Annotated in this window: 15 protein-coding genes; 8 read left to right on the top strand and 7 right to left on the bottom strand. The window is 68.2% G+C overall.

Translation table 11 applies throughout. The annotated features are described in order from the left end of the window. Positions 1-41: 41 nt before the first annotated feature. The 5 genes from Q6349_RS03490 to Q6349_RS03470 are packed head-to-tail and all read left to right on the top strand — an operon-like array spanning position 42 to position 11,610. Positions 42-4,820 carry a sacsin N-terminal ATP-binding-like domain-containing protein gene (locus Q6349_RS03490; RefSeq protein ID WP_304602875.1) on the top strand — a complete coding sequence of 1,593 codons (4,779 nt, stop codon included), beginning with the start codon at positions 42-44 and terminating at the stop codon, positions 4,818-4,820. Next, positions 4,817-6,334 carry an NERD domain-containing protein gene (locus tag Q6349_RS03485; RefSeq protein WP_304602874.1) on the top strand — a complete coding sequence of 506 codons (1,518 nt, stop codon included), beginning with the start codon at positions 4,817-4,819 and terminating at the stop codon, positions 6,332-6,334. The genes Q6349_RS03490 and Q6349_RS03485 overlap by 4 nt, the downstream gene beginning before the upstream one ends. Then, on the top strand, positions 6,331-9,531 hold the full coding sequence (locus Q6349_RS03480) for a helicase-related protein (RefSeq protein WP_304602873.1): 3,201 nt from the start codon (positions 6,331-6,333) through the stop codon (positions 9,529-9,531). Before Q6349_RS03485 ends, Q6349_RS03480 begins: the two co-directional genes overlap by 4 nt. Then, a complete protein-coding gene (gene drmB / locus Q6349_RS03475) occupies positions 9,512-11,326 on the top strand; it encodes a DUF1998 domain-containing protein (RefSeq protein ID WP_304602872.1) in 1,815 nt (604 codons plus the stop codon). Before Q6349_RS03480 ends, drmB begins: the two co-directional genes overlap by 20 nt. 47 nt (positions 11,327-11,373) lie before the next feature. After that, positions 11,374-11,610, top strand: coding sequence for a hypothetical protein (locus Q6349_RS03470; protein ID WP_304602871.1), 237 nt, complete (start codon positions 11,374-11,376; stop codon positions 11,608-11,610). An 8-nt stretch (positions 11,611-11,618) separates the two neighbouring features. On the opposite strand, the gene Q6349_RS03465 is transcribed toward Q6349_RS03470, so the two are convergent. Beyond that, entirely contained in the window at positions 11,619-12,059 is a 441-nt protein-coding gene (locus Q6349_RS03465; RefSeq protein WP_304602870.1) for a very short patch repair endonuclease, read from the bottom strand. Positions 12,060-12,165: 106 nt separating this feature from the next. Between Q6349_RS03465 and Q6349_RS03460 the strand changes: the two genes are divergently transcribed. Then, positions 12,166-13,716, top strand: coding sequence for a DNA cytosine methyltransferase (locus Q6349_RS03460; protein WP_304602869.1), 1,551 nt, complete (start codon positions 12,166-12,168; stop codon positions 13,714-13,716). Here the strand turns inward: Q6349_RS03460 and Q6349_RS03455 are convergent. From Q6349_RS03455 to Q6349_RS03445, 3 genes are all read right to left on the bottom strand, one after another. Further along, complete coding sequence (locus Q6349_RS03455; RefSeq protein WP_304603090.1) at positions 13,676-15,019, bottom strand: restriction endonuclease; 1,344 nt, start codon at positions 15,017-15,019, stop codon at positions 13,676-13,678. The two genes, Q6349_RS03460 and Q6349_RS03455, sit on opposite strands and share 41 nt — an antisense overlap. A gap of 184 nt (positions 15,020-15,203) precedes the next feature. Continuing rightward, the gene (locus Q6349_RS03450) at positions 15,204-16,544 is read right to left on the bottom strand and encodes an MFS transporter (protein WP_304602868.1); all 1,341 of its coding nucleotides are present in this window, start codon (positions 16,542-16,544) and stop codon (positions 15,204-15,206) included. Positions 16,545-16,600: 56 nt separating this feature from the next. Beyond that, positions 16,601-17,113, bottom strand: coding sequence for a GNAT family N-acetyltransferase (locus tag Q6349_RS03445; RefSeq protein ID WP_304602867.1), 513 nt, complete (start codon positions 17,111-17,113; stop codon positions 16,601-16,603). Between the two features lie 162 nt (positions 17,114-17,275). Between Q6349_RS03445 and Q6349_RS03440 the strand changes: the two genes are divergently transcribed. Then, entirely contained in the window at positions 17,276-18,448 is a 1,173-nt protein-coding gene (locus Q6349_RS03440) for a GNAT family N-acetyltransferase (protein ID WP_304602866.1), read from the top strand. Positions 18,449-18,583: 135 nt separating this feature from the next. On the opposite strand, the gene Q6349_RS03435 is transcribed toward Q6349_RS03440, so the two are convergent. After that, positions 18,584-19,717, bottom strand: a complete 1,134-nt coding sequence (locus Q6349_RS03435; protein WP_304602865.1) for an endonuclease/exonuclease/phosphatase family protein — start codon at positions 19,715-19,717, stop codon at positions 18,584-18,586. A gap of 165 nt (positions 19,718-19,882) precedes the next feature. After that, a complete protein-coding gene (locus Q6349_RS03430) occupies positions 19,883-21,028 on the bottom strand; it encodes a YihY/virulence factor BrkB family protein (RefSeq protein WP_304602864.1) in 1,146 nt (381 codons plus the stop codon). Positions 21,029-21,176: 148 nt separating this feature from the next. On the opposite strand from Q6349_RS03430, the gene Q6349_RS03425 reads away from it, so the two are divergent. Further along, the gene (locus Q6349_RS03425; RefSeq protein WP_304602863.1) at positions 21,177-23,258 is read left to right on the top strand and encodes a thioredoxin domain-containing protein; all 2,082 of its coding nucleotides are present in this window, start codon (positions 21,177-21,179) and stop codon (positions 23,256-23,258) included. A gap of 109 nt (positions 23,259-23,367) precedes the next feature. Here Q6349_RS03425 and Q6349_RS03420 read toward each other — a convergent pair whose 3' ends face one another. Next, entirely contained in the window at positions 23,368-24,126 is a 759-nt protein-coding gene (locus Q6349_RS03420; RefSeq protein WP_304602862.1) for a GH25 family lysozyme, read from the bottom strand. Between the last annotated feature and the right edge of the window lie 97 nt (positions 24,127-24,223).

Raw genomic sequence — 24,223 nt, 5'->3', positions numbered from 1 at the left:
TGACGTCGCCAGGTAGTCCGCGGTGCGGGACGTTCGCCGTGGTGCCGTCTGTGCTCCTGCCCGTCGCCCGAAGAATTGAGGAGCACACAGCGGTGGCGTTTGATCGACAGGCATGGCAGCCCGATGCGGCTCTTGTTCGCGAGGTCGACAATCAGTTCGACCGGACGATCCAGTCCTACAGAGCCCATCCGGACCTGATCTCCGAGCATGCCAATCACGAGGAGTCGATCCGCACCGGTGGGTATGCCAACCGGACGCTCCTGGAACTGGTACAGAACGCGGCCGACGCTCTCGCCGGGACAGCTGGCGCCGAGGACCCGAACGCGGGCCGGGTAGAGATCATCCTGGATCCGGTGAGGCGTGCGCTCTACTGTGCGAATGCCGGTCGTCCGTTCTCTGCCTCGGGTCTGACCGCCGTCACGATGGCACATCTGAGCGGCAAGCGCGGCGACGAGATCGGGCGATTCGGACTCGGGTTCAAGTCGGTTCTTGCGGTGAGCCGGACGCCCCAGGTCTTCAGCCGGACGATCTCCTTCGAGTTCGGTTCGGAGCATGCGACGCGGGAACTGGCGGATGTCGCGGCCTCCAAGCGGTACCCCGTGCTCCGCACTGCGACAGGCGTCGATGCGGGGGCTGCATTCGACGACGACCCCATCCTCGCGGAGCTTGGTGTCTGGGCATCGACGATCGTCAAGCTCCCGGATGCGACCAACCTTGATCGTCTCCGCGCCGAGATCGAGAACTTTCGGTCGGAGTTCCTGCTCTTCGTCGGTGCCGTCCGGGAGGTGCGTCTCCGAGTGCTTGGCTCGGAGCCGTATGAGACGAGTCACGTCTCACGGGATCTGGGGAGCGGGCTGTTCCGGATCGAGCGGCCGGAGAACGACATCGAAGGTGATGAGTGGATCGTCTCGAGCCGTATGCATGCGCCGTCGAACGAGGCGCGGAGGCAGGTCGGCGAAGCTGTGTCCCGGTCCGAGGTCAAGGTCACTGTGGCCGTCCCCGTGGACCAGAATCGGCTCAAGATCGGTCAGTTCTGGTCCTACTTCCCGTTGCAGGACACGACGTCGGCCTCTGCTCTCTTCAACGCGCCCTGGAGCGTGAACGACGATCGGACCACGCTGCTTCGGAACGACTACAACAGGGAGATCCTGCAGACGGTGGCGTCGATGTTCGTCGACTTGATGCCGCTGGTGACGAGCGTCGAGGATCCCGCGGCGCACCTTGACTATCTGCCAGCGCGTGGCCGCGAGAGCCATGGTTTCGGCGACGACCTGCTGACGACGCACGTTCCGCAGATCGCGTCGGCGGGTGAGCTCATCCCGGACGCCAACGGCATCCTTCGCAACGGCTCGTCCCTGCGCCCCCTCGACTTCGCGGTCCAGTTCGAGTCCGAGGTGCACCGCGCCTGGGCACTCTCGCCGAACACTGGCGACGACGTGCCTCACTGGCGCTGCTACTCCAACCGCACCCGACCTGCTCGACTCCAGGACCTCTTCATCGCCGACAGCATGTCGCTCGTCGACCCCAGGAGGAGGGACCGACAGGCCGCGTTGGCCGGGCTGGCCAAGCGCGGGCACCTCTCGTGGCTCCGTGAGTGGGCTGACGGGAGCGATCCACAGTCCGCGGCGAACGCGTTGAGGACCGTCCTCAACAACCCCAAGGTCGACGACATCGCCAAGGCAAAGGTCATTCCGACCTCGGACGGGATGCGAGCCCTCGAGGACCGCAATCTTGTGTTCCTCCACAGGGTCGACGATATCGAGATCGAGAACGCGGTCTTCGTCGAGAGCGACTTCCTGCAGGAGCGTCTCGGTGCCAAGACGATCGAGGATCTCCTTCGCGAGCGTGGCTTTCGAGACCTCGATCCGGAGGCGATCCTCAACGCGCGTCTCGCGCAGCTGCCGGTCGACGCCGATCACGCGGACCTGACGAGGCTCTGGGAAGCAGTCCTCGACGTCCACCCGGTTGTCGCGACGAAGGCTGTCAACGCATCAACATCCCCTGTGAAGGTGCCGACGCGTGACGGTGGGTGGGCCTGGCCGCGACAGGTGCTCGACATCGACTTGTCCCTCGACGACGTGGTTGCGCCGCGTCTGTTGGCTCGTGACCGCTGCGTCCCCGAGGTCGCCCACCGCCTCGGTGTCGTCCAGCACGCGGTCAAGGACTTCCCGCTCGAGGACGAGCCCCACCAGCACCTGTATCGCGAGGCCATGATCGCCGACCTCAACGGTCGACGCGGTCCCGGCGAGCGTGCGGTCGAGAACGTCGAGTTCACGCCCGGGGATGGCCCAGGTCCTTTCTCGATGCTCTTTCTGCTACGAGATGCCGGGGCTCCTGACCCTGTTCGTGCCGAATGGACAGCGGCGCTGCTGTCCCTGGGAGAGATCCCTTGGATCTGCGAGGATCTCGACACCGGCCGGACCTATGACGTGACGCCTCCGGCGCGGTGGGCGATCGAACGTGCCGGTGTGTTCAGGACGACGCGCGGATACCGACCGCTGGCCGACGTCGCCGCACCGTCCCTACTGCGTTTCGACGGGCTGGTTCCTCTCTACCGGGGACCCCGGCAGGCGCTCGACGTGCTGTCGCTGCCGGATGAGCTGGAAGAGGTTGCGCCGCCCGTGCTGAAGGAGGTGCTCGAGAGCGACCTGTTCCCACCGCGGGTAGCAGATGAAGTGCTCGTCGAGTTCGTCCTCACCGCAAGCCGTCTCGGTCTCGGTGGTGCGAAGCCATCCACCATTCCGGCACGCGTCAAGCGGGCGATCGAACCGCACGCCCCGGGCACGGTCTTCCTTGCGACAAGCGACGACCAGGAGCAGTTCCTTCGTGGCCGTGAGCGGCCCTACCTGCGCGTGAGTGCCGAACAGGTGAAAGACATGGTCGAGGTGGTCGGCTGCCAGCGCTTCGAGGATGCCTTCTCGTTCTCGATGATCATCGAGGGCCAGCAGGAGAGTCAACGTGTCCTGGACGTCTACACGGGACTGCGCCAAGCGTTCGGGTCACGTCTCCGAGGAGTGCGACTTGCCAGAACGCTGCTGATCGCAAAGCGCGTCACGACGAAGGACGGTGTCGAGGACCAGCCGCTTGACTGGCACCTGGACGGGGCGGAACTCCTTGTCCGGAGCGACGCCGACGAACGTCAGATGCTCGCCTACATCAGCGATGCCTTCGACCTGGGACTCGACAACGCTCAGATGAGCGGGGTCCTTCAGGTGGGGCTCAACCATCAGCTCGAGCTGACGCGCCAGCAGGCCCAGTCCATCGACGACGAGGCCGAGCGGCTCGAGCTGTACATCGGGGAGGACGACCTTCGCGATGCGTTGCCGACGGGCCTGTGGACTGCCCTTGCAGCTCAGGGCCTGGTCGACGGCGCGACGTCGGTCGCCGAGCTCTTTCTCACCGTGTACGGATCGGACTCCGTGAGGATGCTTGCCGACAACTTCCGAGACATGGGATTCACGGACGTCCCTTCTACCTGGGCAGGAGCTCCTGCGGCGATTTCCTGGGTACGAAAGATGGGCTTCGGACCGGAGTTCGCGGGTCAGCGGAACCAGCCACAGCCCGAGGAGTTCGTTGTTCCCGGCGCCGAACGACTGAAGCGGCTGCACCCCTTTCAGAAGAAGATCAGTGAGGACCTTCGAACTGTTCTGACGCAGCCCTCGGAGGGCGGACCGGCCCAGAAGGGGATGGTCGAGCTGCCGACTGGCTCAGGCAAGACGCGCGTCGCCACCGAGACGGTGCTGAAGCTCTTCGTCGACGAGGTGCTGAGCGGGACGATCTTGTGGGTCGCGCAGTCGGCCGAACTGTGCGAGCAGGCAGTCCAGACCTTCCAGTCCGTCTGGAGGTATCTCGGGGACGACCGCCCGCTGACGATCGGCCGTCTCTGGGACCGAAATACCGTCCACGAGCCCGACACCGAGTTCTCCGTCGTCGTCGCGACGGACGCCAAGGTCGAAGCCGTCATGGGCCGGCCGGAGTATGAGTGGCTCAGCAGGCCGGCAGCGGTCTTCATCGACGAGGCGCACCGTGCGGGCGGGTCCACGCGCTACACCACACTCCTTCAGTGGCTCGGCGTCGACGGCCGTCGCTGGGAGCGTCCGCTGGTCGGTCTGTCGGCGACTCCGTTCAAGGGCAGCGCAGGCGACACAGCCGGCACCAAGGCCCTGGCAGCCCGCTTTGGTGGCAACAGGCTGACCGCCTTCGAGACAGACGCCTACCGACAGCTCGTCAAGCTCGGCGTGTTGGCGAACGTGAGGCATGAAGTCCTGCCGTCGGGCGTCGACATCCAGCTGAGCGGTGCCGAGCGGAGCGCCTTGGAGGAGAAGCGCCTGATCGACCGGAACCTCTACGAACGGATCGGTCGAAACGAGCAGCGCATGAAGGTCCTCGTGGAGCACATCCTCGAGCAGGACCCCGACTGGCCGATTCTCGTCTTTACCCCGAGCGTGCTTTCGGCCCAGGTGCTTGCGGCATCCCTCCGATACCGGAAGGTGAGGGCCGCATCTGTCTCTGGACAGACGGGGCGTCAGGAGCGCCGCGACATCCTCAAGCGGTTCCAGGACGGTGAGATCCAGGTCCTGGCGAACTGTGATCTGCTCGTCCAGGGATTTGACGCCCCGGGTGTGCGTGCTCTGTACATCGCCCGACCGACGTTCAGCCCCAGTGCATACATCCAGATGGCAGGCCGCGGGCTCCGTGGCAAGGAGAACGGCGGCAAGGAGGAGTGTCTCATCGTCGACGTCGCGGACAACTGGGGAGCGATGAACGACTTCCTGGGCTACCGGGACTACGAAGAGCTCTGGGAGGAGCACCAAGGATGATCCTCGTGCCTGCTCTCGCGGATATCGAGAAGCACTCCGCGAGTCCTGCAGAGCGCATGTTCGCGCGGCTGCTTCATGATGTCGACGACGACCCGAACGCGGTCGCGTTCCACTCGGTCAACCTGCGGTCACACGCGTACAAGCAGCAGGCTGAGGCCGACTTCGTGATTCTCTGGCGTGGGGTCGTGGTCGTCGTCGAGGTCAAGGGCGGCGGAGTGCGCAAGCACGACGGCACCTGGTACAGCGTCGACCGCAAGGGTGACTGGCATCGGCTGGCCTCGTCACCGATGGAGCAGGCACGCTCGGCCATGTATGCCCTGCGGGAGATCCTGACCGAGGAGGGTGCCGGGTGGTTCGCGCACGAGTCCGTGGTCGTGACCCCGGACATCGACGCACCGCCCCACGCTGTCGGATGGTTGCCCGACCATTGGCTCGCACGCGACGACATGACCGTCGTGGGGACGACGGCAGCACTTGATGCCGTCGCGAGCGGCAGGCGTACGCCTCCGCACGGTCGGAAGATCGCTCGCACCGACGAGCTCCGCGCCAGGCTGTTCGGGGAGTTCACACGAATGCCGGTCCTCGACGCCCAACGCGGCGCGGTGATCGAGGAGCAGAACCGCGCGACCGCCGGTCAGGCTCGGGTCCTGGCGGCGCTCGCACGGAACCCGCGCGTCTTGGTCTTCGGTGGCGCCGGCACCGGGAAGTCCTTGGTCCTCGTCGAGGCGGCAAAGCAGGAGGCCGACCAGGGGCGGTCGGTGCTCGTCACGTTCCGTTCGCCGGCACTGGCGACGTTCTTTGCCCCGCATCTCGAAGGTCAGGGGATCGACGTCGTACCGTTCGACGCGCTTGACGGCACGAAGTACGACGTCGTCCTCGTCGACGAAGCCCAGGACATGATGACCGCCGGCGCAATGGACACGATCGACTCCATGATCGTCGGTGGTCGTGGCGCCGGCCGGTGGCGGATGTTCCTCGACCCCAACAACCAGGCGCATGTCGACGGCGCCTATGACACGGACGTCGCCGAACTGATCGCTGACGAGGCGATCTCGGTGGACCTCGGCCTCAACGTCCGCAACACCCGCGCCATTGTGCACGTGGTCCAGGAGTACCTGGGCGCAGACGTGGGGGACCCAGGGATCGTTCACGGCGAGAAGGTCTCCTGGCACACTCCTGAAGGGGCCGCCGGAGTGCCTCAGGCGGAAGCTGTCGCCCAGGAGCTCGTCGACCTCGGGACGCGCAGGCAGGACATCTGGATCATCGCGGTCGGCGAGACAGGTGAACCCTGCACGACCGAAGCCGGGTTCACCGTGACGAGCCCACGGTGGGCGAAGGGACTCGAGGCCGAGCACGTAATCGTCTGTGCACTCCCCGAGGTATTCGACGAAGCCACCGTCTCGGCGTTCTACGTCGCCGTCACGCGTGCTCGAGTCTCGCTGCACGTGGTGGCGTCCCAGACCGAGCGACGCGCTCTTCAGCAGCTCGTCCGACACGGGGTGGAGAGCCGATGACACTGACACGCGCACAGGAGCTCGCACTCGGACACTTTCGGTCCGCCTATGTGGGGCCGGACTCCGGCGACGACGAGGTGGTCTCCAACAACCTGCCCAGCAGGCAGTACGCCGTGGGCATGCTGTTCCCTCGGGACGTCGCACCGGTTGCCGGCGACGAGGGTGGTGCGGCGGCCGTACCTGAGGACGTCGACGTCGAGGCAGACATCGCCTCGACCGGTGACGTCGAGGAGGACGGTGCCGGTCCGCCGATCGCGGAGGACTGGAGGCCCTCGTCGGTCGCTGTCTCCTTCGTCACGGACCTGCCGTCCGTCGTCGCTACGCTGCGGGGAGCGACCTACGCTCCCGTGGACGACGACGGACCCCCGTCCTGGCAACGGCAGGCGTTCAGGCTCGACGACGTCGTCCTGTCCGAGAACGAGAGGTTCCGGCAGCTCAGCGCCGGCGAGCTCCCGGTCGAGATCGGCTCGCGCTGGCGCCCCCTCGGCGAACGATGGCTGGTCACTGTCCATGTCCGGCTCCTGACGGACGCGACGGGTGACGCCCGCCTGGACGCGGCGAGCATGCTCTACCAGGTCGCGTTGAGCGTCGTGCCCGCCGAGGGCGGCGCGATCCATGAGTACGACACGACTCGGGGTCTTGACCTGGACGACGAGTCGGCAGAACTGCGACTGCGCTACCGGAATCGCCGTGTCTACGCCGTCGGTCACGGGATGGCGGCCAACTGGGCCCTCGATGCGGGCACCTGCATCGCTGTGTGGTTGGAGCCGGTCCCGTCCTTCGTCGTGCCGGATGTCGAGACGACGGCGTTCGGTCCCGGTACACCAGAGGGGGAGGCACTCCGACTGGAGCACCTCGCCCGGGTCGACGCCGACCCTGAAATAGTTCTGCGTTCCCTGGACGCATTCGTCGATGCGTTTGCCGCCTGGGTCGCCGGTGAACGGTCAAGGGTCGACTCTTTCGACACCGACGCGGAGGTAGCGTCCCGGATCGTCGGGCGGTCGGAAACTGCGCTCACCCGAATGCGGCAAGGCGTCGACCTGTTGCGCGCCGACGGCTCGGGAACCCTGCGCACCGCCTTCTCGCTGGGGATGACCGCGATGCGTCTGCAGATATCGCAGGCGTCGGTCAACCGGGGCGACGGACCCTCGGAGCCTTCATGGAGACCGTTCCAGCTCGGCTTCCTGCTCGTCTCGCTCGTATCGACCGTCGAGCCGGGGCACGACGACCGCGAGCTCGTCGACCTGATCTGGTTTCCGACCGGCGGCGGCAAGACCGAGGCATATCTCGGGCTTGCGGCTGTCGAGATCTTCCGGCGGCGCCTGGTCCACGGTCCTGCTGGCGCAGGCACTGCTGTCCTGACCCGATACACGCTGCGGCTGCTCACTGCACAGCAGTTCCAGCGCGCAGCGTCGCTCGTATGCGCGATGGAGCTGCTTCGGCGCTCCGGTCCTCTTGGGGACGTGCGGACCAAGGGAATGCCTCCCTTCTCCATCGGTCTCTGGGTCGGCAACGAAGTGACGCCCGGGAACCGGCGTGACGCGAAGGCTGCACTCGACCGCCTTCACAAGGCCGCACGACCTGAGGAGGCGAACCAGTTCCAGGTCGAGAGCTGCCCGTGGTGCGGAACCCCGCTCCTGCCCGAGGCCCGCTCGACCAAGCACGCGGACTACGGTGCCCGACTCGTCGGGCGTGACGTGGTCATCCACTGCACGAGCGCTTCGTGCTATTTCAGCGAGGCGCTTCCCGTGGAGGTCGTGGACGAGGTTCTGTACGAGAACCCACCGACTATTCTGCTTGCGACCGTTGACAAGTTCGCCCGTCTTCAGTTCCGCCCCGAGGCCGGTCGTCTGCTGGGCCTCGACACACCGTTCAGGCAGCCCTCGCTGGTCATACAGGACGAGCTTCACCTGTTGTCCGGGCCGCTGGGGACGACTGTTGCGGTCTTCGACGCCGTCCTGCAGATGCTGTTGGAGGCCGATGGGTCGACTCCCAAGATCGTCGCGTCGACCGCGACGATTCGGGCGTCGAACGAGCAGGTGCAGGGACTATACGGCCGCGTAGTCGCTCTGTATCCGCCCTCCGGCCTCGACGACGACCGAACTTTCTTCTCGCGGCCCGTCACGACAGGTGAAGGTCGGCTGTATCTGGGGCTGATGCCGCAGGCGCTCTCGCAGATGTCGGCGACGGTCTCGGCAGCGTCACCGCTGATTGAGATACCAGCGGTGCTGGGTTCGGACCCGGAGGCGGGCACACGTCGAGACGCCTACTGGACCGCCGTGATGTACCACAACAGCCTCCGGGAGCTCGGCCGTACCGGGACGCTCGTCGTGGACGACGTCAACGCCCGCTTGGACCCACGCGCGGAGCGGCTAGGCCATGACCTCCGCCCTGTTCGAGCAGGCAGAGTTCTCGAGCTGACGAGCCGCCGCGGTCCCGAAGAGCTCCCGAACGACTTGCGTGAGCTTCGCCGAAGCGCCGATGACTCCGATCAGGCGGTCGACGTCGTGCTCTCGTCCAACATGCTCTCCGTCGGCATCGACATCCCCCGCTTGGCACTGATGCTGATGGTCGGCCAGCCCAAGACGACGGCGGAGTACATCCAGGCCACCTCGCGGGTAGGCCGCGGACGTGTGCGGGGGATCGTCGTCACTCTGTTCCGCTCCAACCGGGCACGGGACAGGTCCCACTTCGAGACGTTCCGGGGTTATCACGAGGCCCTGTACCGCAGCGTCGAACCGACTAGCGTGACCCCGTGGTCGCTCGCGTCCCGAGAGCGGTCACTGGCGGGTGCGCTCGTCGCGGTCGTACGTCATCTGATGCCGACCCTCGCGGAAAACGAGGCCGCCGTTGGCCTCGATCTTGACAGCTCCGCCCAACACGATGCCGTCGGCAAGATCGTCGACCGGTTCGTCGAGCTCGTGAAACGCTCAGACAAGATCGAGGCGCCTGACACTCGCGACCGTGTCTGGGAGCTCCTGAGGGAGTGGGACCATCGGGCACGCCTGGCGAGGGAGGCCGGAGAGACGCTGCGCTACGACCGCTCGACCTCGGAGGACGCCGCACTGCTGAAACGCTTCGGACAGCCGGGTATGGGGTGGCTCGTCGGTGACTCGATGCGCTCGGTTGAACCCAACGTCGCCGTTCAGGTACGAGAGCCGTTCGAGGAGGTGTCCGGTGGACCGGATCACGCATGACCTGAGACTCTCCGAGACGGTCTCACCGTTCGGGGTCGGGTCGGTCGTCGACATTCGCGGAGAGTCGCTGATCGCTCCCGACACGTCGTGGTGGGACAAGCGGTTTGCTCCGGAGATCCACTGTCAACGGTTGGTCCAGCGGCTCGGTTCCAGCGTTCTTCGGGAGGCGCCAACCCATTCGGGGCGGGCGGCGAAGGACACGGCCGGGCTTCTCTACTGGCGCTTTCCCGAGTGGCGATTCTGCGAGCGTTGTCAGAAGCTCTCACGCTCCACACGACGTGACAAGGGCAAGTGGACGAACCGATGCGCGTGCGGCGGTGCGCTGGTCCCTATGCGCTACGTGGCCGTCTGCGAGAAGGGAAGCCACCTGCAGGACATCCCATGGTTCAAGTGGGCGCATCGGGGCCGGGACGGCGAGGTCACTGAGGCCGTGCGCTTCTGCCGGGCCTACAAGGAGCTCAGGTTCATCCGGGCGGGCAAGTTCGGCGAAGGCCTGAAGTCGCTTCGTGTGGAGTGCGGGGCGTGCGGGCGGGAACGTCCGTTGTCGGACCTGGTCAGCAAGGAGTCGCTGGCGCACGACGGGATTCGTTGTGACGGCAGGCAACCATGGCAGGACTCTCCGCCACCCAACGCGTGCGAGTACACGTTGGTCGCGGTCCAGCGTGGCGCCACCGGCAACTACATCGCCGAGCAGATCTCCGCACTCGACATCCCGGAGGAACGCCCTCACTCCTTGGAGACGGCTGACGCGATCCGGGCGCACGTCTACTTCGAGAAGGTGGTCTCCGACAACGGAGGACCGCAGGCAGAGATGGTCGCCGGCTGGATCGCCGATGAAATCGGTGTCCCGGTCGGGGACGTCCTCAGGGTCGCGTCCGGGGAGGAGAGCAGCAACAGCCAGGTGATGCTGGATCTCAAGGACGGCGAGTGGGCCGCCTTTCTGAAGAAGTTGTCCAGGTCTGGGCGGGACCACAGCGAGGGAGACTTCGTCGTGGACGCGTGGAACGTCGCGGAACGTCCCCGGGTGCCTGAGGCCTTGGCCAGCAGGCTGGGCTCCGTGGGGCAGGTTCGCCGTGTGCGCGAGGTTCGGGCTCTCAAGGGATTCCGCCGCTACTCCGCAGATGCTGCGTTGATCGACGCCGACCTCTCGAGCGACAGGAGACGCCGGCCGACATACCCCGCGACAGAGATGTACGGCGAGGGGATCTTCATCCAATTCCACGAGGGGTATCTCGCCGAGTGGGAGTCCAGGCCCGAGGTGAGGGCCCGCGCCGAGATTCTTGTCGAGCGTCGTACCAGGACCCCTTGGGCGCAGCGGCTTGACGTCCCCGAGCCGAGGTTCATCGCACTGCACACGATCGCGCACCTGCTCGTTCGCCGACTGGCATTCGCCAGCGGTTACTCCTCCGCCTCGCTGCGGGAACGCATCTACGCGCACTCCGACCGACCGGACCGCACGGCCGGGATCCTGATCTACACCGCTGCTGGTGACGCACAAGGGACGCTCGGTGGTCTGGTACGACTCGGTCGACCGGAGCAGCTCGTCCCGCTCCTTGTCGGCGCGTTGGACGACGCCGACGTGTGCTCGAACGACCCCGTCTGCATCGAGAGCGATCGGCAAGGGGCTTCGAGCCTCAACTTGTCCGCGTGTCACGGATGCTCTCTCGTCAGCGAGACGTCGTGCGAGACCGCGAACCGCATGCTTGACCGACAGCTCGTCCTCGGTGGAAGCAAAGTGCCCGGGCTCCTCGAAGGTCTCCTGGACCAGGTCCGCACCGGACGGGCTGTCGTCTGATGGGTGGGGCGACCGGTCGCGCGTACTTCGAGACCCTCGACGACGCCATGGACGTGCTGCAGGTGCCGTCCGAGAACCGAAGGCTCGTCCACGCCGTTGTGCCGGACGGCGACGCCGAGTTCTGGATCCCTCTGAAGTCCGCGTACATCGCTGTACGCCCGACAGGTGAAAGGACGATCAGATACTTCGTGAACCGCAGGTTCGTCGATCACCACGTCGGGCCAAGTCGCTACGAGCGCACCGAGTTCGTCGAGGGGGAGGCGGTCGGGCCCTTCCAGCGCTGAGCTTGTCCTCAGCGATTGCGGGCGGGGATGCCTCGCACCGAGGTCTCGATCCGGTCTGCGACGTCCGAGGGGTCCTCATGTTCCCAGAACCGCAGGACCGTCCAGCCGCTTTCCGTGAGGACGTCTGTCGTCTCGGAGTCCCGCTCCGCGTTGCGGGCGAGCTTCGTGGTCCACCAGTCCGCGTTCGCCCGCGGAGACGTTCCGTGGTCCGGGCAGCCATGCCAGAAGCAGCCGTCAAGGAAGACAGCGACCTTGACGCGGGTAAAGGCGATGTCGATGCTGCGTCGTGCTAGGCCAGGGACGGGGTACCCGACGCGGTACCGCATGCCTCGCGAGTGCAGAAGGCGGCGAACGTCCAGCTCAGGCTTGGTGTCCTGGCGGCGTGCCTGACTCATTCGCCGGCTCACTGCTGCGGTCGAGGCCTCAGGGTGAGGCGCGACGCGAGGCATGGCTCCACGGTATCGGACCCCTTGCCGACTGTCCGCATCACACCGTCGCAACCGATGTCTGTGCAGGTCAAGCCAAGCCGGCTGCTGCCTGGTCTACGATTACCGCGTGACGCGCCAGGGCATCGAGAACGAGCCGATCAAGGTACTGGACCTCTTTGCGGGATGCGGAGGGCTGACCGAGGGCTTCCATCAGTTCCGACGGACAGATATGGACGGCCCTCAGTTCCAGAGCGTCGGCGCGGTCGAGTGGGACGCTGCTGCCGCGGCCACCTACGCCATGAATTTTGGCGCGCAATCGCACCGGACCAACGCGTTCGCACCACCCGAGATCTACCGCGACGACATCACGACCTGGGTCCCGCGGTGGAGCCCAGGCGAGATCGACGTCGTGGTCGGAGGGCCGCCCTGCCAGGGCTTCTCGGGTCTGAACAGGAAGAAGGTCGGAGCGGAGCGAAACCAGCTCTGGGAGCACTTCATCCGTGTCGTCGTCGCTGTGCGGCCGAAGGTCTTCGTCATCGAGAACGTCGACAGATTCGTCCGCTCCCCTGAGTTCGCGGACCTCAAGCGGCGCATGGGGAGCGGCGACCTTCAGGACTACGAGCTCGTGGCACCTCCGGGAGCCAAGGACGGCGACTCCGAGGCCCAGCGTGCAAGACGCTATCTCCTCAATGCCGCAGACTACGGGGCACCGCAGGCGCGCCGGCGTGCGATCGTGATCGGCGTTCGCAACGATGGGAGCAGCTCTCCCGAGTTGATGCAGTACCCCGAGCGCACACACGCCAAGGACGCAGGTCAAGAAGCCTGGCGGACGGTCGACGACCTCTTCAGGCGTACGGCGAGGACGGAGACCGCGGGAACTGATCTCCCCGAGCGGCCGTGCCGTGTCGAGCTGTTCGACAAGGTCTACGAGGGACAAGGCCCATACACGACAGGTGAACTCCACATCACGCGCAGTCCAGAGCGACTCTCAATTGCTCGGTACAAGGCAATTCCTCGAGGCGGGAATCGAAAGAACCTCAGGGGCCGGTACCTCTGCCGATTCAAAGACGATGACGGAGGCGATCTGATCATCGAGAAGTGTGGACAGTATCGCAGTTGCGAAGGTGAGCTGGCGGTGCCAGGAAAGTATTCGATAGTTCATGATGGACACGCTACTGGGGACCATCTCCGGATTCACCTAGACCTATCGACGGGGGCGTCGCGAATGTCAGGCGGAAAGGGCCGGTCCGAAGAATTTGATGTCGCCGTCCAGAGCGGCGGACGTGAGCGGAGCGCGGTCATCGAGTACTTGTCGACCCCGGCTTGGGACCGGCACGACGCGGGGTCGGGCGACGTCATGGGTAGGCTACGCGCGGGCGGGCCCTCAGTGACAATTCGCACAGAGTTCTTCAAGCCTGAGAAGGGGCGGTATCTTCACCCGACCCAGGACCGCCCCATTACGCATTATGAGGCTGCTGTGTTGCAGGGGTTTCCTGAGAGCTTCAAGTGGTGCGGTTCCAAGACGGAAATCGCGCGACAGATCGGCAACGCCGTGCCGATACCGCTCGGGGAGAGAATCGCTAGTGCGATTTATGAGTATCTGCGACCGGTTCGAGCGACCGTATCGCGAAGCGTGACTAGAGTGAAAGAACCTCTTCGGGTCGGCGATGCGCAATAGCTTCGGCGTATTGAAGAATAGTGGACGCGAGGAGTTCGTCGAGGTTTCCTCCGTAGTTGGCCTGCGCCATTCGGCGAACGGTATCAGCAAGTACTCCGCCCGCGATGAGAACGACAGGATACTGATCGTCGATGATCTCGACCTGTGCCTGCTTGGAGAAGAATCCGGTCGTCACGTAGACTCCGATCCAGCCACGCCGCAGGCGTGCCACGACGCGCGCGACCTGCTCCGGAGATATTGACGACGATGGCTTGATGCACTTTGCCTGGCCAAGGACAACGATGGGTGTGCTCGCGTTCAGAGAACCCATGTCGAGTCTGCCGATAAAGTCTACACCGCCGTCGCCGGAGGATCGTGAAAGCCATCCGGCCTTATAACGGGCGCCGGACTCTTGAAGGACTTCCGCTGCGGCTTGGGAGGCCAAGAGTTCGAATGCGTGCTTGCGCCCGTCGTAGAATTCGTAGACTTTCTCCAGTACAATCGCCTCCGCAGTTTCCGGCATCGGTTGCTGTTCCGCGGGGCTGCGTACAGGGCTGGCGAGAACGCGACGGCGAATCCCCGGGATCGCCCCTTTTCCCTGACTTACCCAACTGCGCCATGACTTTGGTGCATGTCGGAGAGTTTCTGCTCCGGTGAGATCTGGGTTTCTTCGGTCGTCAATCCATCTCATGTCAATGCCGTCGACCTCGCCTCCATCGACGACGGCGAGATCGATCGCAATATTCGGGAAGCTCAGCCCGCTCTCGGGATCTCGTTGTACTACGTGTTCAACTCGTTCGATGATCGCTGCGCCGCAGAATTCCACATGCCCTTTGACGAGCGCGCGTCCGTCGCGGTGTACCGTGATCGAGCGGAATAGTAGTAGTGGTGGTGCCAGGAGCCGCTCGTCCTTGGTGGTTCCGGAATGTAGACGGGCCGCCTCCAGAAGAGCTTTGTTTCCCTTGGTTGATCCCAGCATTCCCTCGGTGGAGGGTTTGTGGTCACCGAAATACCGGACATGACCATGGTCGAGATCGAACTCGTCATGCCACGGATTCGACTCGTGCCCAGCCTTCCACGGACTCGAACGGATCGCGAGGAGTCCACGTCGGGTCCCGTCGACAGCCTCGGTCTCGGCCGGCGTGTTGATACCAGCCTCAAGCATGACTCGTGGGAGCTTCAGGGCGGCCGGGCTCAGGAGCCAGTGGTAGTTGACATGGTTTTCAAATTCTCTTTCATTCTGACCTGCCCCGCGCGCATATCTAAGTCGGTCGTGAACCCGAAGATGGCGCGGTTCGTCGGGGACGAACCTGTCCCAGGCCATGTCGATCACTGGCGGCTCCAACCGTGCCTCCAAGGACTCGCTTGACAGATGTCCGATCCTGTAGCTTACGACCGGGCTCCGCAAGAGTGCCAGAGAAGGCATTGGTCATGCGTTTTTTGGCAGAGCGTTGCTTCTGGGGCTCGTTGCGGGGTGCGGCTCGTTGGCGGTGGGATCGCGATGTGTCTCACTCCATCGGTCGGGCTTGGGTGTCGGACGGAGTGGAGGCATTCGGATCATGTTCCCGAGGGCTCAGCGATTGACCGGCGTCTCGTGTGCCTGACGCAGGTAGCTCAAGGGTTATGTCCCGCCCGTCGTCGGCCAACGCCTCGTCGACCCCGTGCTCCACGAGCGACCCGAGCGGCGGGTTGGTCCGCTCCTCGACCAGCGCCACGGCGAGCGCCAGCACCACGATCCCGGCCCCGACGAGGGGCACGGACCGCACGTCGACGAGCGCCACGAGCAGCGCCCCAAGCCCGGACCCGCCGGCGATCCCGAGGTTGAACAGGGACGAGGAGATCGCCTGGCCCATGTTCGTCCCGCGCGGTGACACGAGCAGCACGCGGTGGGCGAGCACGGGCGGCACGGTGGAGAACGAGCAGCCGAACAGCGCCAGGAACGCCACCGCCGCCGCGGGCGTGGTCCCGAACGCCCAGAGCCCGAGCAGCGCCACGACGAGCACGCCCAGGCCGACGAGGAGCGCCCCGACGGGCCACCGGTCGAGGACTCGTCCGATGATCAGCGCGCCCACCACCCCGGCGCCGCCCTGCAGCAGGAGCAGTCCCGGCAGGTCGGACTGCGTGAACCCGGCGACGTCGATGAGGAACTGGGTCACGAACGTGATGACGCCGAACGACCCGGTCACGGCGAGCACGGTGACGACCATGACGGACACGTACCGGCGCATCGAGGGGAACGGTGCCTCGCTCGCCCCGCCGGCCCGCGGCGACACCGACGGGAACAGCACGATGACCACGACCATGATGAGCGCGGAGAACAGCGCGACGGCCGCGAACGACCACCGCCACGACGTCGCCTCGCCGAGCCACGTCCCGGCCGGCACCCCGAGCACCGGGCCCAGCGAGTTGCCGACCGCCAGCCGAGCCATCGCCTTGCCGCGCACCCCGGGCGGGAACAGCCCGGCCGTGGCGGGCACGACGGCGACCCAGAACAGGGCCTGGGCGAGCGCGGTGACGACGCGCGCCGCCAGGAGCTGCTCGTACGACGGCGTCAGCGCGGCCCACAGGGTCGCGAGCGCCGCGACGCCGGCGCAGGCGGCCAGCACCCAGCGGCGCTGCAGGTGCCGGGTCACGTGCGCCAGCGGCACCGAGGAGACGAGCACGACCAGCGCGTAGACCGTCACGAGCAGACCGATCGCGGACGTCGTGCGGTCCAGGTCCGGCGCCATGAGGGTGAGCAGGCCCGCCGGGAGCTGTTCGACGGTGACGAACAGGAACGTCGAGGACGCCATCGCCAGCAGGATGATCGTGGCGCGGCGGGGGTCGACGGCGGGCCCGGCAGTAGTCATCGAATCGATTCTACGGTCGGGCGGCGCGCACCGCCGCCCGCCTCAGGAGGGAGAGATCAGGGACGCTGCCAGTCCGTGTCGAGCATCCCGTACACCAGGGTGTCGGTCCACTCGCCCTTGGACCACCAGTCCGCGCGCAGGAACCCCTCGCGCTGCATCCCGACCCGCTCGCAGAGCTTCGCCGAGGCGGTGTTGCGGGCGTCGAGCTGCGCCACCACCCGGTGCATCCGGTACCGGTCGAACGCGATCCCCAGCAGGGACCGCAGCGCCTCGGTGGCGTACCCCTTGCCGGTGTAGCGGGGGTTGAACGCCCACCCGACCTCGCCGCGCGAGGCCGTGTCCCCCGTCGTCCACAGGGCGATGTCGCCGACGACGGTGCCCTCGTGCTCGACCACGAGCGCCAGCGCCGACCCCGGCCCGTCGACGCCGGTGCGCAGCATCCGCCGCGCCACGTTGACCTCGGCCTCCTCGCGCGTCCACGGCTCCTCGAGCAGGAACCGCGCGACCTCCGGGTCGCTGTAGTACGCGAGCATCGGCTCGACGTCGTCCTCCCGGTACGTGCGCAGCACGAGGCGGCTCGTCCGCACAGGCAGGACGGCTCGCGGGGGAGAGGTCGGCTCGGTCACGGTGAGGAACCCTAACCCGCGCGGGCGGCACTCACCCGATGTGTCGTGACTGGTGGAGCGCGAAATTCCTTGGCGTGATCGCCACCGTCCGGTCATGGTGGAGTCATGCACTGGCGCATCGTCGAGGCCCCGTACGTGGACTCCCTCGACCATCCGGACTCCTGGGCCTACCGCGGGATCGCGGAGGTCGAGCGCCGGGTCGCGCTCGCCGACCGCGGCCTCCCCGACGGCGCACCCACCCCGGACGCGCTGCGGGCCGCCATGGCCGACCAGAGGTACCAGCGCCGGCACCGCGTCGTCGCGGTCGACGACGGTCGCGCCGCCGACGACGTCTCCACCGCCGGCAGCGCCTCGTCCGACGGCGGCACCCCGGAGGCGCTGCAGGTCCTCGGCCACGGGCTGGTCATCTGCGACACCCACGACAACCTCGACCTCGCGTTCGTGCACGTCGCGGTGCACCCGGACCACCGCAGCCGGGGGATCGGCCCCGCGCTGGCGGACGTCGTCGTCGACCGGGCCCGCACCGAGGGTCGCACCCGCCTCATGGCCGAGGTCGAGTTCGGCGCCGAGCCGCCCGCCGACGACCCGGACGCCGTCGTCGCCCCCACCGGCAACGGCCGCATCGCGGGCGACCTGCCCGGCCTGCACCTCGCCCGCACCGCCGGCCTGGAGCTGAAGATGATCGCCCGGCGCTCCGTGCTCGACCTGCCCGCACCCGACGACGTCGTCACCCGCCTCGAGCAGGAGGCCCGCGCGGCCGCGGGGCCGGAGTACCGGCTGCACGTCTGGCACGACGACATCCCCGACGAGTGGCTCGCCGGCTACGCCGCCCTCATCGAACGCCTCACCATCGACGAGCCGAACCCGGGCCTCGACCTCGAACCCGAGCACTGGGACGCCGAGCGGCTACGGTTCGAGATCGAGCAGGGGCGGTCGGTGGGCCACCAGTTCGTCACCACCTGCGTCGAGCACGAGCCCTCCGGCGAGCTCGTCGCGGCCACCCTGCTGGACCACGACCCGCAGCACCCGGCGTACTCCGAGCAGGAGACGACCGTCGTCATGCCGGAGCACCGCGGGCACCGGCTCGGCCTGCTGGTCAAGTGCGTCAACCTGCGCGAGCACGTCCGCCGCTGGCCCGCCGTCGAGCGGATCTGGACCTGGAACAACGAGGACAACCCGTACATGCTGGCGATCAACATCGCGATGGGCTTCCGCCCGGCCGGCGGGTCGGCGCTCCTCGAGGCCGACCTCGCCGACGTCCGGTCGGTCTCCGGCTGACGACCCGGGCGGCGGCCACCCGCGTCATTCGGCAGTTCGTGCCTGGATCGGCAGTCTGAGCTGCCGATCCAGGCACGAACTGCCGACCGGGCAGGGCTCACGTGGCCGGGCGTCCGCGGCCACGCAGCCCCGTCGCTAGAGCCGGAACTCCGCCACGACTCCTGCGTGGTCCGAGGGCCAGAAGGGCGGCGCCCCCTGGAACGGGAAGTCCCCGACGAGCTCGGCCTGGCTCCCGTCCGACCGCGCGGCCCCGCGCCCCAGGACGAGGTCGATCCGCTGGTCGAGCGTCGAGACCGGGTTGTTGAGCGCTCCGGGGGCCAGTGGCGGCGTGTTCGAGCGCTGGCAGCAGGTGAAGCCCGCGCCCAGCACGTCCTCGTCCCAGGCGTCGCGGAGCTGTCCCGGTGCCGTGAGCTGCGCGTAGGTCGTCGTGGTCGACCCGTCCGCGGCGGAGTTGAAGTCACCCGCCGCGATGACCGTCCCCCCGCGCGCCGGGCCGGCCAGGAGCTCGGCCGCCTGCGCCTCCTGGACGTCGGGGAAGGCCGCGATCTCGAGGTGGGTCGTGACGAACCGGAACGGCTTCTTGTGCAGGGTCCCGTCGATGCTGGCCCAGCCCCGGTCGAAGGTGAGCGGACCGGCCTGGGACTCGAGCTCGGCCTGCGCGACGTACTGGCCGCTGCGGGGGTTGTCCCAGCGCAGACCGGGCGTCTCGTCGTTGACGAGGATCACGTCACGGTCGTCCAGCTGCACCGTGCAGGTGATGAACGGGGGCGCGGGCGACAGGCAGCCGGGGAGTGCGAGGGGGACCGGCCCGATCGAGGCGTTGTCCGACACCGCGGCGACGGAGTAGTCCAGACCGCGCTCCTCGAGCGCCGTCTGGAGGATCGCCAGGAAGTCGTACCCAGGCCCTGCACCGACCCCGGTGGTGGTCCAGCGGGCGACCTCCTGGAGGCCGATCAGGTCCGGGTCCTTCGCCGCGATCTCGTCGGCGATGGCCTGGGCGCGCGCCGGGAAGTTCGTGTACTCCACCGTGGCGTACATCTGTGCCACGGCCTGGAGGAGCTGCTCAGGCGTCGTCGCGTCGAGGGCGGGGTCCAGGCTGGTCCCCACGTAGAGGTTCTGGGTCATGACCACCAGGTCGTCCCCGCCGCCCTGCCCGCCTGGTGCGGCCTGCGCGGGTGCCAGGGGGACGGCCGCGAGCAGGGCCACGCCCACGGCGGCCAGCAGCGCACGAACCCAGGGGTGCCGATGAGTCGGGATGCTCCGTCGCATCACGTCCGCCTTTCGGGGAGACCGGCTCGCTGCCTGGCGTGGCAGAGGCTCGGCGCGATCCATTCTGCGCCGCCCCCGCCGCGGTCGCAGCCGCTCCGCCGATCTCGTTCGATGCACCGGGTGGCGCGACGCGTGGCGCGGGGCACGGCAGGCGCGGCGACGCCGTCAGCGGCGGTCGCTGCGTGACGCGGTGCGGTCGTCGTCGTGGTGGTCGTCGTGCCCGTGGCCGGACGCGGGGTCCGGGCCGGGCGCGTCGTCCGGGTCGGACGTCCGACCCGACGACTCGCGGATGGCTCGGGCCCGGGCGATGCTCTTCTCCTCCTTCGCCGCCTTCTTCGTGATGGCGGCGTCGTCGCGCAGCGGCAGCCGGATCTCCTTCTCGGCCGGGATGCCCGCCTGGAGCTGACGGCTCCGCTCGAGCTCGGCGTCGACCTCGGCGCCGAAGAGCAGCGCCAGGTTCATGATCCACAGCAGCAGCAGGAAGATGATGACGCCGGCCAGCGCGCCGTACGTGGCCTGGTAGCTCTCGCCACCCCCTGCCCAGGACAGGTAGAGCCCGAAGCCGACCGACGCGAGGATCGCGATGACGATCGCGATGAAGGCACCCACGCTGATCCAGCGGAACTTCGGCTGCCGGACGTTGGGCGTGAAGTGGTACAGCAGCGCGACGATGACGACGAACGCGAGGAGCAGCACGGGCCACTTCGCGATGCTCCACACCGTCAGGGCGGTCGAGCCGAGGCCGACGACCTCGCCGATGCCCTCGGCGACCGGGCCGCTGACGACCAGGAGGAGAGCGACGACGGCGACGAGCACGAGAAGGACCAGGGTCAGCAGGTACATCAGCGGGCGCAGCTTCCAGAACGGCCGGCCCTCCTCCACCCCGTAGATCCGGTTGGTCGCCCGGGAGAAGGCGTTCACGTAGTTCGACGCCGTCCACAGCGCGACGGCGAGACCGAGGACGAGTCCGAGACCGGCGCCCTGGTTCGAGGTGAGGCTCTCCACGAACGGCCGGAGCTGCTCGATGGCGTCCGCCGGGACGAAGGACTCCATGATGCCGAGGAGCCGGTCCGTGGTGGACTCCGCCTGACCGACGAGGCCCAGGATCGACACGAGCGCGATGAGCGCGGGGAAGATCGAGAGCACGGCGTAGTACGTCAGCGCGGCGGCGAGGTCAGGGGACTGGTCCTGGACGAACTCCCGGCCGCTCTTCGTGGCGACGTACGTCCACGACGGCTTCGTGAGGTCGGTGGGGGAGTCCGGCTTGGCGGGATGGTCCTCGTGCGGTCGGCTCGTCTGGTCGCTCGCCATGGGTCTCTCCTCGGTGCCGGGCCGGGCGGGTCGATGATCTGTATCGCCAGGCAAGCGTGTGCCCGGCGCGGGGTTCCGGCAATCGGAGAGGTCGCAGTGGACCCCTGGATCTCGACGCGCCGGGCAGCGCGACGCGTAGCGTGGGGGCATGGCCGAACGTCTCCGCTCCGCCACGTCCCCCTACCTGAGGCAGCACGCCGACAACCCGGTCGACTGGTGGCCGTGGGGCGAGGCCGCCTTCGCCGAGGCCCGCCGTCGTGACGTGCCCGTCCTGCTCTCCGTCGGCTACGCCGCCTGCCACTGGTGCCACGTCATGGCGCACGAGTCGTTCGAGGACGACGAGGTCGCCGCGGTGATCAACGCGGGCTTCGTGCCGATCAAGGTCGACCGCGAGGAGCGCCCCGACGTCGACGCCGTCTACATGGCGGCCACCACCGCCATGACCGGCCAGGGCGGCTGGCCGATGACGGCGTTCCTCACCCCCGACGGCGAGGCGTTCCACTGCGGCACCTACTTCCCGCGCGACCCGTTCCTCGAGGTGCTCGGTGCCGTGCGGGACGCCTGGGCCGACGCCCGCGACGCCGTCGCCGAACGTGCCGGCGCCGTCACCGAGGCCATCGCGCGGACCACGTCGGGGATGCCCGCCGCACCGCTGGACGACGCCGAGCTCGCCGCCGCCGTCGAGACCTTGAGCGCCGAGGCGGACACCGCGCACGGCGGGTTCGGCGGCGCCCCGAAGTTCCCGCCGTCGATGACGCTCGACCACCTGCTGCGCCACCACGCCCGCACCGGGAACCCCGCGGCGCTGGCCATGGTCGAGCGCACGGCCGAGGCGATGGCCCGCGGCGGCATCTACGACCAGCTCGGCGGCGGGTTCGCCCGCTACGCCGTCGACGCGGCCTGGGTCGTGCCGCACTTCGAGAAGATGCTGGCCGACAACGCCCAGCTCCTCGGCGTGTACGCCCGGTGGTGGCGCGCCACCGGCTCCGAGCTCGCCGAACGGGTCGCCCACGAGACCGCCTCGTTCATCCTGCGGGACCTGTCCACGGCGTCCCGGGGCTTCGCCTCCTCCCTGGACGCCGACACCGTCGTCGACGGGCACGGCGTCGAGGGGCTCACCTACGTCTGGACCCCCGCCCAGCTGCGCGAGGTGCTCGGGGACGACGACGGCGCCCGCGCCGCGCAGGTCCTCGGCGTCACCGAGCAGGGAACCTTCGAGCACGGTGCCTCCACGCTGCAGATGCCGGGCGACCCCGACCCCGACTGGTGGGCCGACGTCCGGGCCCGGCTGCGCGTCGCCCGCCTGGAGCGCCCGCAGCCGCACCGGGACGACAAGGTCGTCACCGCCTGGAACGGCATCGCGATCGCCACCCTCGCCGACGCCGGCGCCATGATGGACCAGCCGCTCTGGGTCGCCGCCGCCCGCAAGTGCGCGACGTACCTGCTCAGCGAGCACGTCGTCGAGGGACGGCTCTACCGGGCCTCCCGCGGCGGGGTCGTCGGGGACGCGCTCGCCGTGGCCGCCGACCACGGCGACCTGGTGCGCGGGCTGCTGTGCCTGCACCAGGCCACCGGCGAGGCGCAGTGGCTGGAGTCGGCGGTCCACCTGCTGGACAGCGCGATCGAGCTGTTCGGCGCGGGCGAGGACGGCGGGTTCTACGACGTCGGCTCGGACGCCGAGCGCCTGGTCGTGCGGCCCCGCGACCCCAGCGACGGTGCCGAGCCGTCCGGGCAGTCGGCCATGGCCGAGGCGCTGTGCACCGCTGCCGCGCTGACCGGGTCGACCCGCTACCGCGAGCTCGCCGAGTCCACCGTGCGGGCCTCCGGCACCCTCGCCCGGCGGGCGCCGCGGTTCGCCGGCGGGGTGCTCGCCGCCGCCGAGGCGCTCGCGGACGGGCCGCGGCAGGTCGCCGTCGTCGGGGCGCGGGCCGGCGGGGACGGCGGGGTGCTGCTCGACGCCTCGCGCGTCGGTGTCGGCGCACGTCACGTGGACGACGACGGAGACTCGGGCCGGGCGGCCGGGCTGCTGCACGCAGCACGGCGTGCGCACACCGCGGGTGCCGTCGTCGTCCCCGGGATGCCGGACATGTCCGGGGTGCCGCTGCTGGCGGACCGCCCGCTCGTGGACGGTGGGCCGGCGGCCTACGTGTGCCGCGGGTTCGTCTGCGACCGGCCGGTGACGACCCCGGAGGAGGTCACCGCGCTGCTGCAGCCCGACCGCCCGGCCTGACCCGGACGGCCCCACCGCCCCCAGGTCGCGAGGTCGTACCTCCCGTCACGTCGTCGTACCCGGCGGGTACGACCGGGAGACGGGAGGTACGACCTCGCGGGTCACGGCGTCAGTCGAGGGTGAGCGCCCGCAGCTCGGCGAGCGAGCCGTCGAACACGTTCATGTCGATGTGCTCCTCCTCGCCGTCGTACCCGTCCAGGTGGTCCCGGTCGGAGTACTGCCAGAACTCCCAGTCGTGGCGCGGCAGGTCCGGGGTGAGCGCGACCGACCGGATCCACAACGGGTAGCGGTCGTAGTCCTCGCCCAGGTAGGAGCTGCGGATCTCCTGGGTGGTGTAGATGATCGGCGGGGCGCCGTAGTGGGCCTCCAGGTCGGCCAGCAGCGGGTCGAGGATCCCGCGCAGCTCGTCCCCGCTCGGCGGGTCGGCGGCGAAGGCGCCGTAGTACTCGACGTCCACGACGGGCGGCAGGGTGCCCGGTTCGGCCGGCACCTGGGCGACGACGTGCGCCGCCTGGCTCTCGCCCGCGCTCTCGAAGCTCATGAAGTGGTAGGCGCCGACCACCAGGTCCGTGCCGCGGGCCCCGGCCCAGTTGGCGGCGAACCGTTCGTCGACGTGGCGGGAGCCCTCCGTCGCCTTCATGAACGCGAAGTCGAGGTCCTGGGCGGCGAGGACCGGCCAGTCGATCTCCCCCTGGTAGGCGGAGACGTCCACCCCGCGGACCTCGTAGTCGCCGACGAGGAACCGGTTCGGCCAGACGATCCCGTTCCAGACCAGCACGGCCAGCACGCCGGCGGCCAGCACCAGGCCGGCGAGGACCCCGGTCGTCCACCGCAGCCATCGCCTGCGTCGCCCCGCACGCGCACCCATGTGCTGATCCTTGCAGGTCCTCCGGTGTGCCCGACGCCACGGAACCAGGCCTGCGGGCGGGGCGTTCTCCCGGCGACCCCACCGCTTCCCGGAAGGA

Source organism: Isoptericola sp. 178, from assembly GCF_030586525.1.
GTDB lineage: Bacteria > Actinomycetota > Actinomycetes > Actinomycetales > Cellulomonadaceae > Isoptericola > Isoptericola sediminis.
The sequence above is the reverse complement of the archived record's forward strand: the minus strand, read 5'-3'. Positions and strand labels throughout refer to the sequence as shown.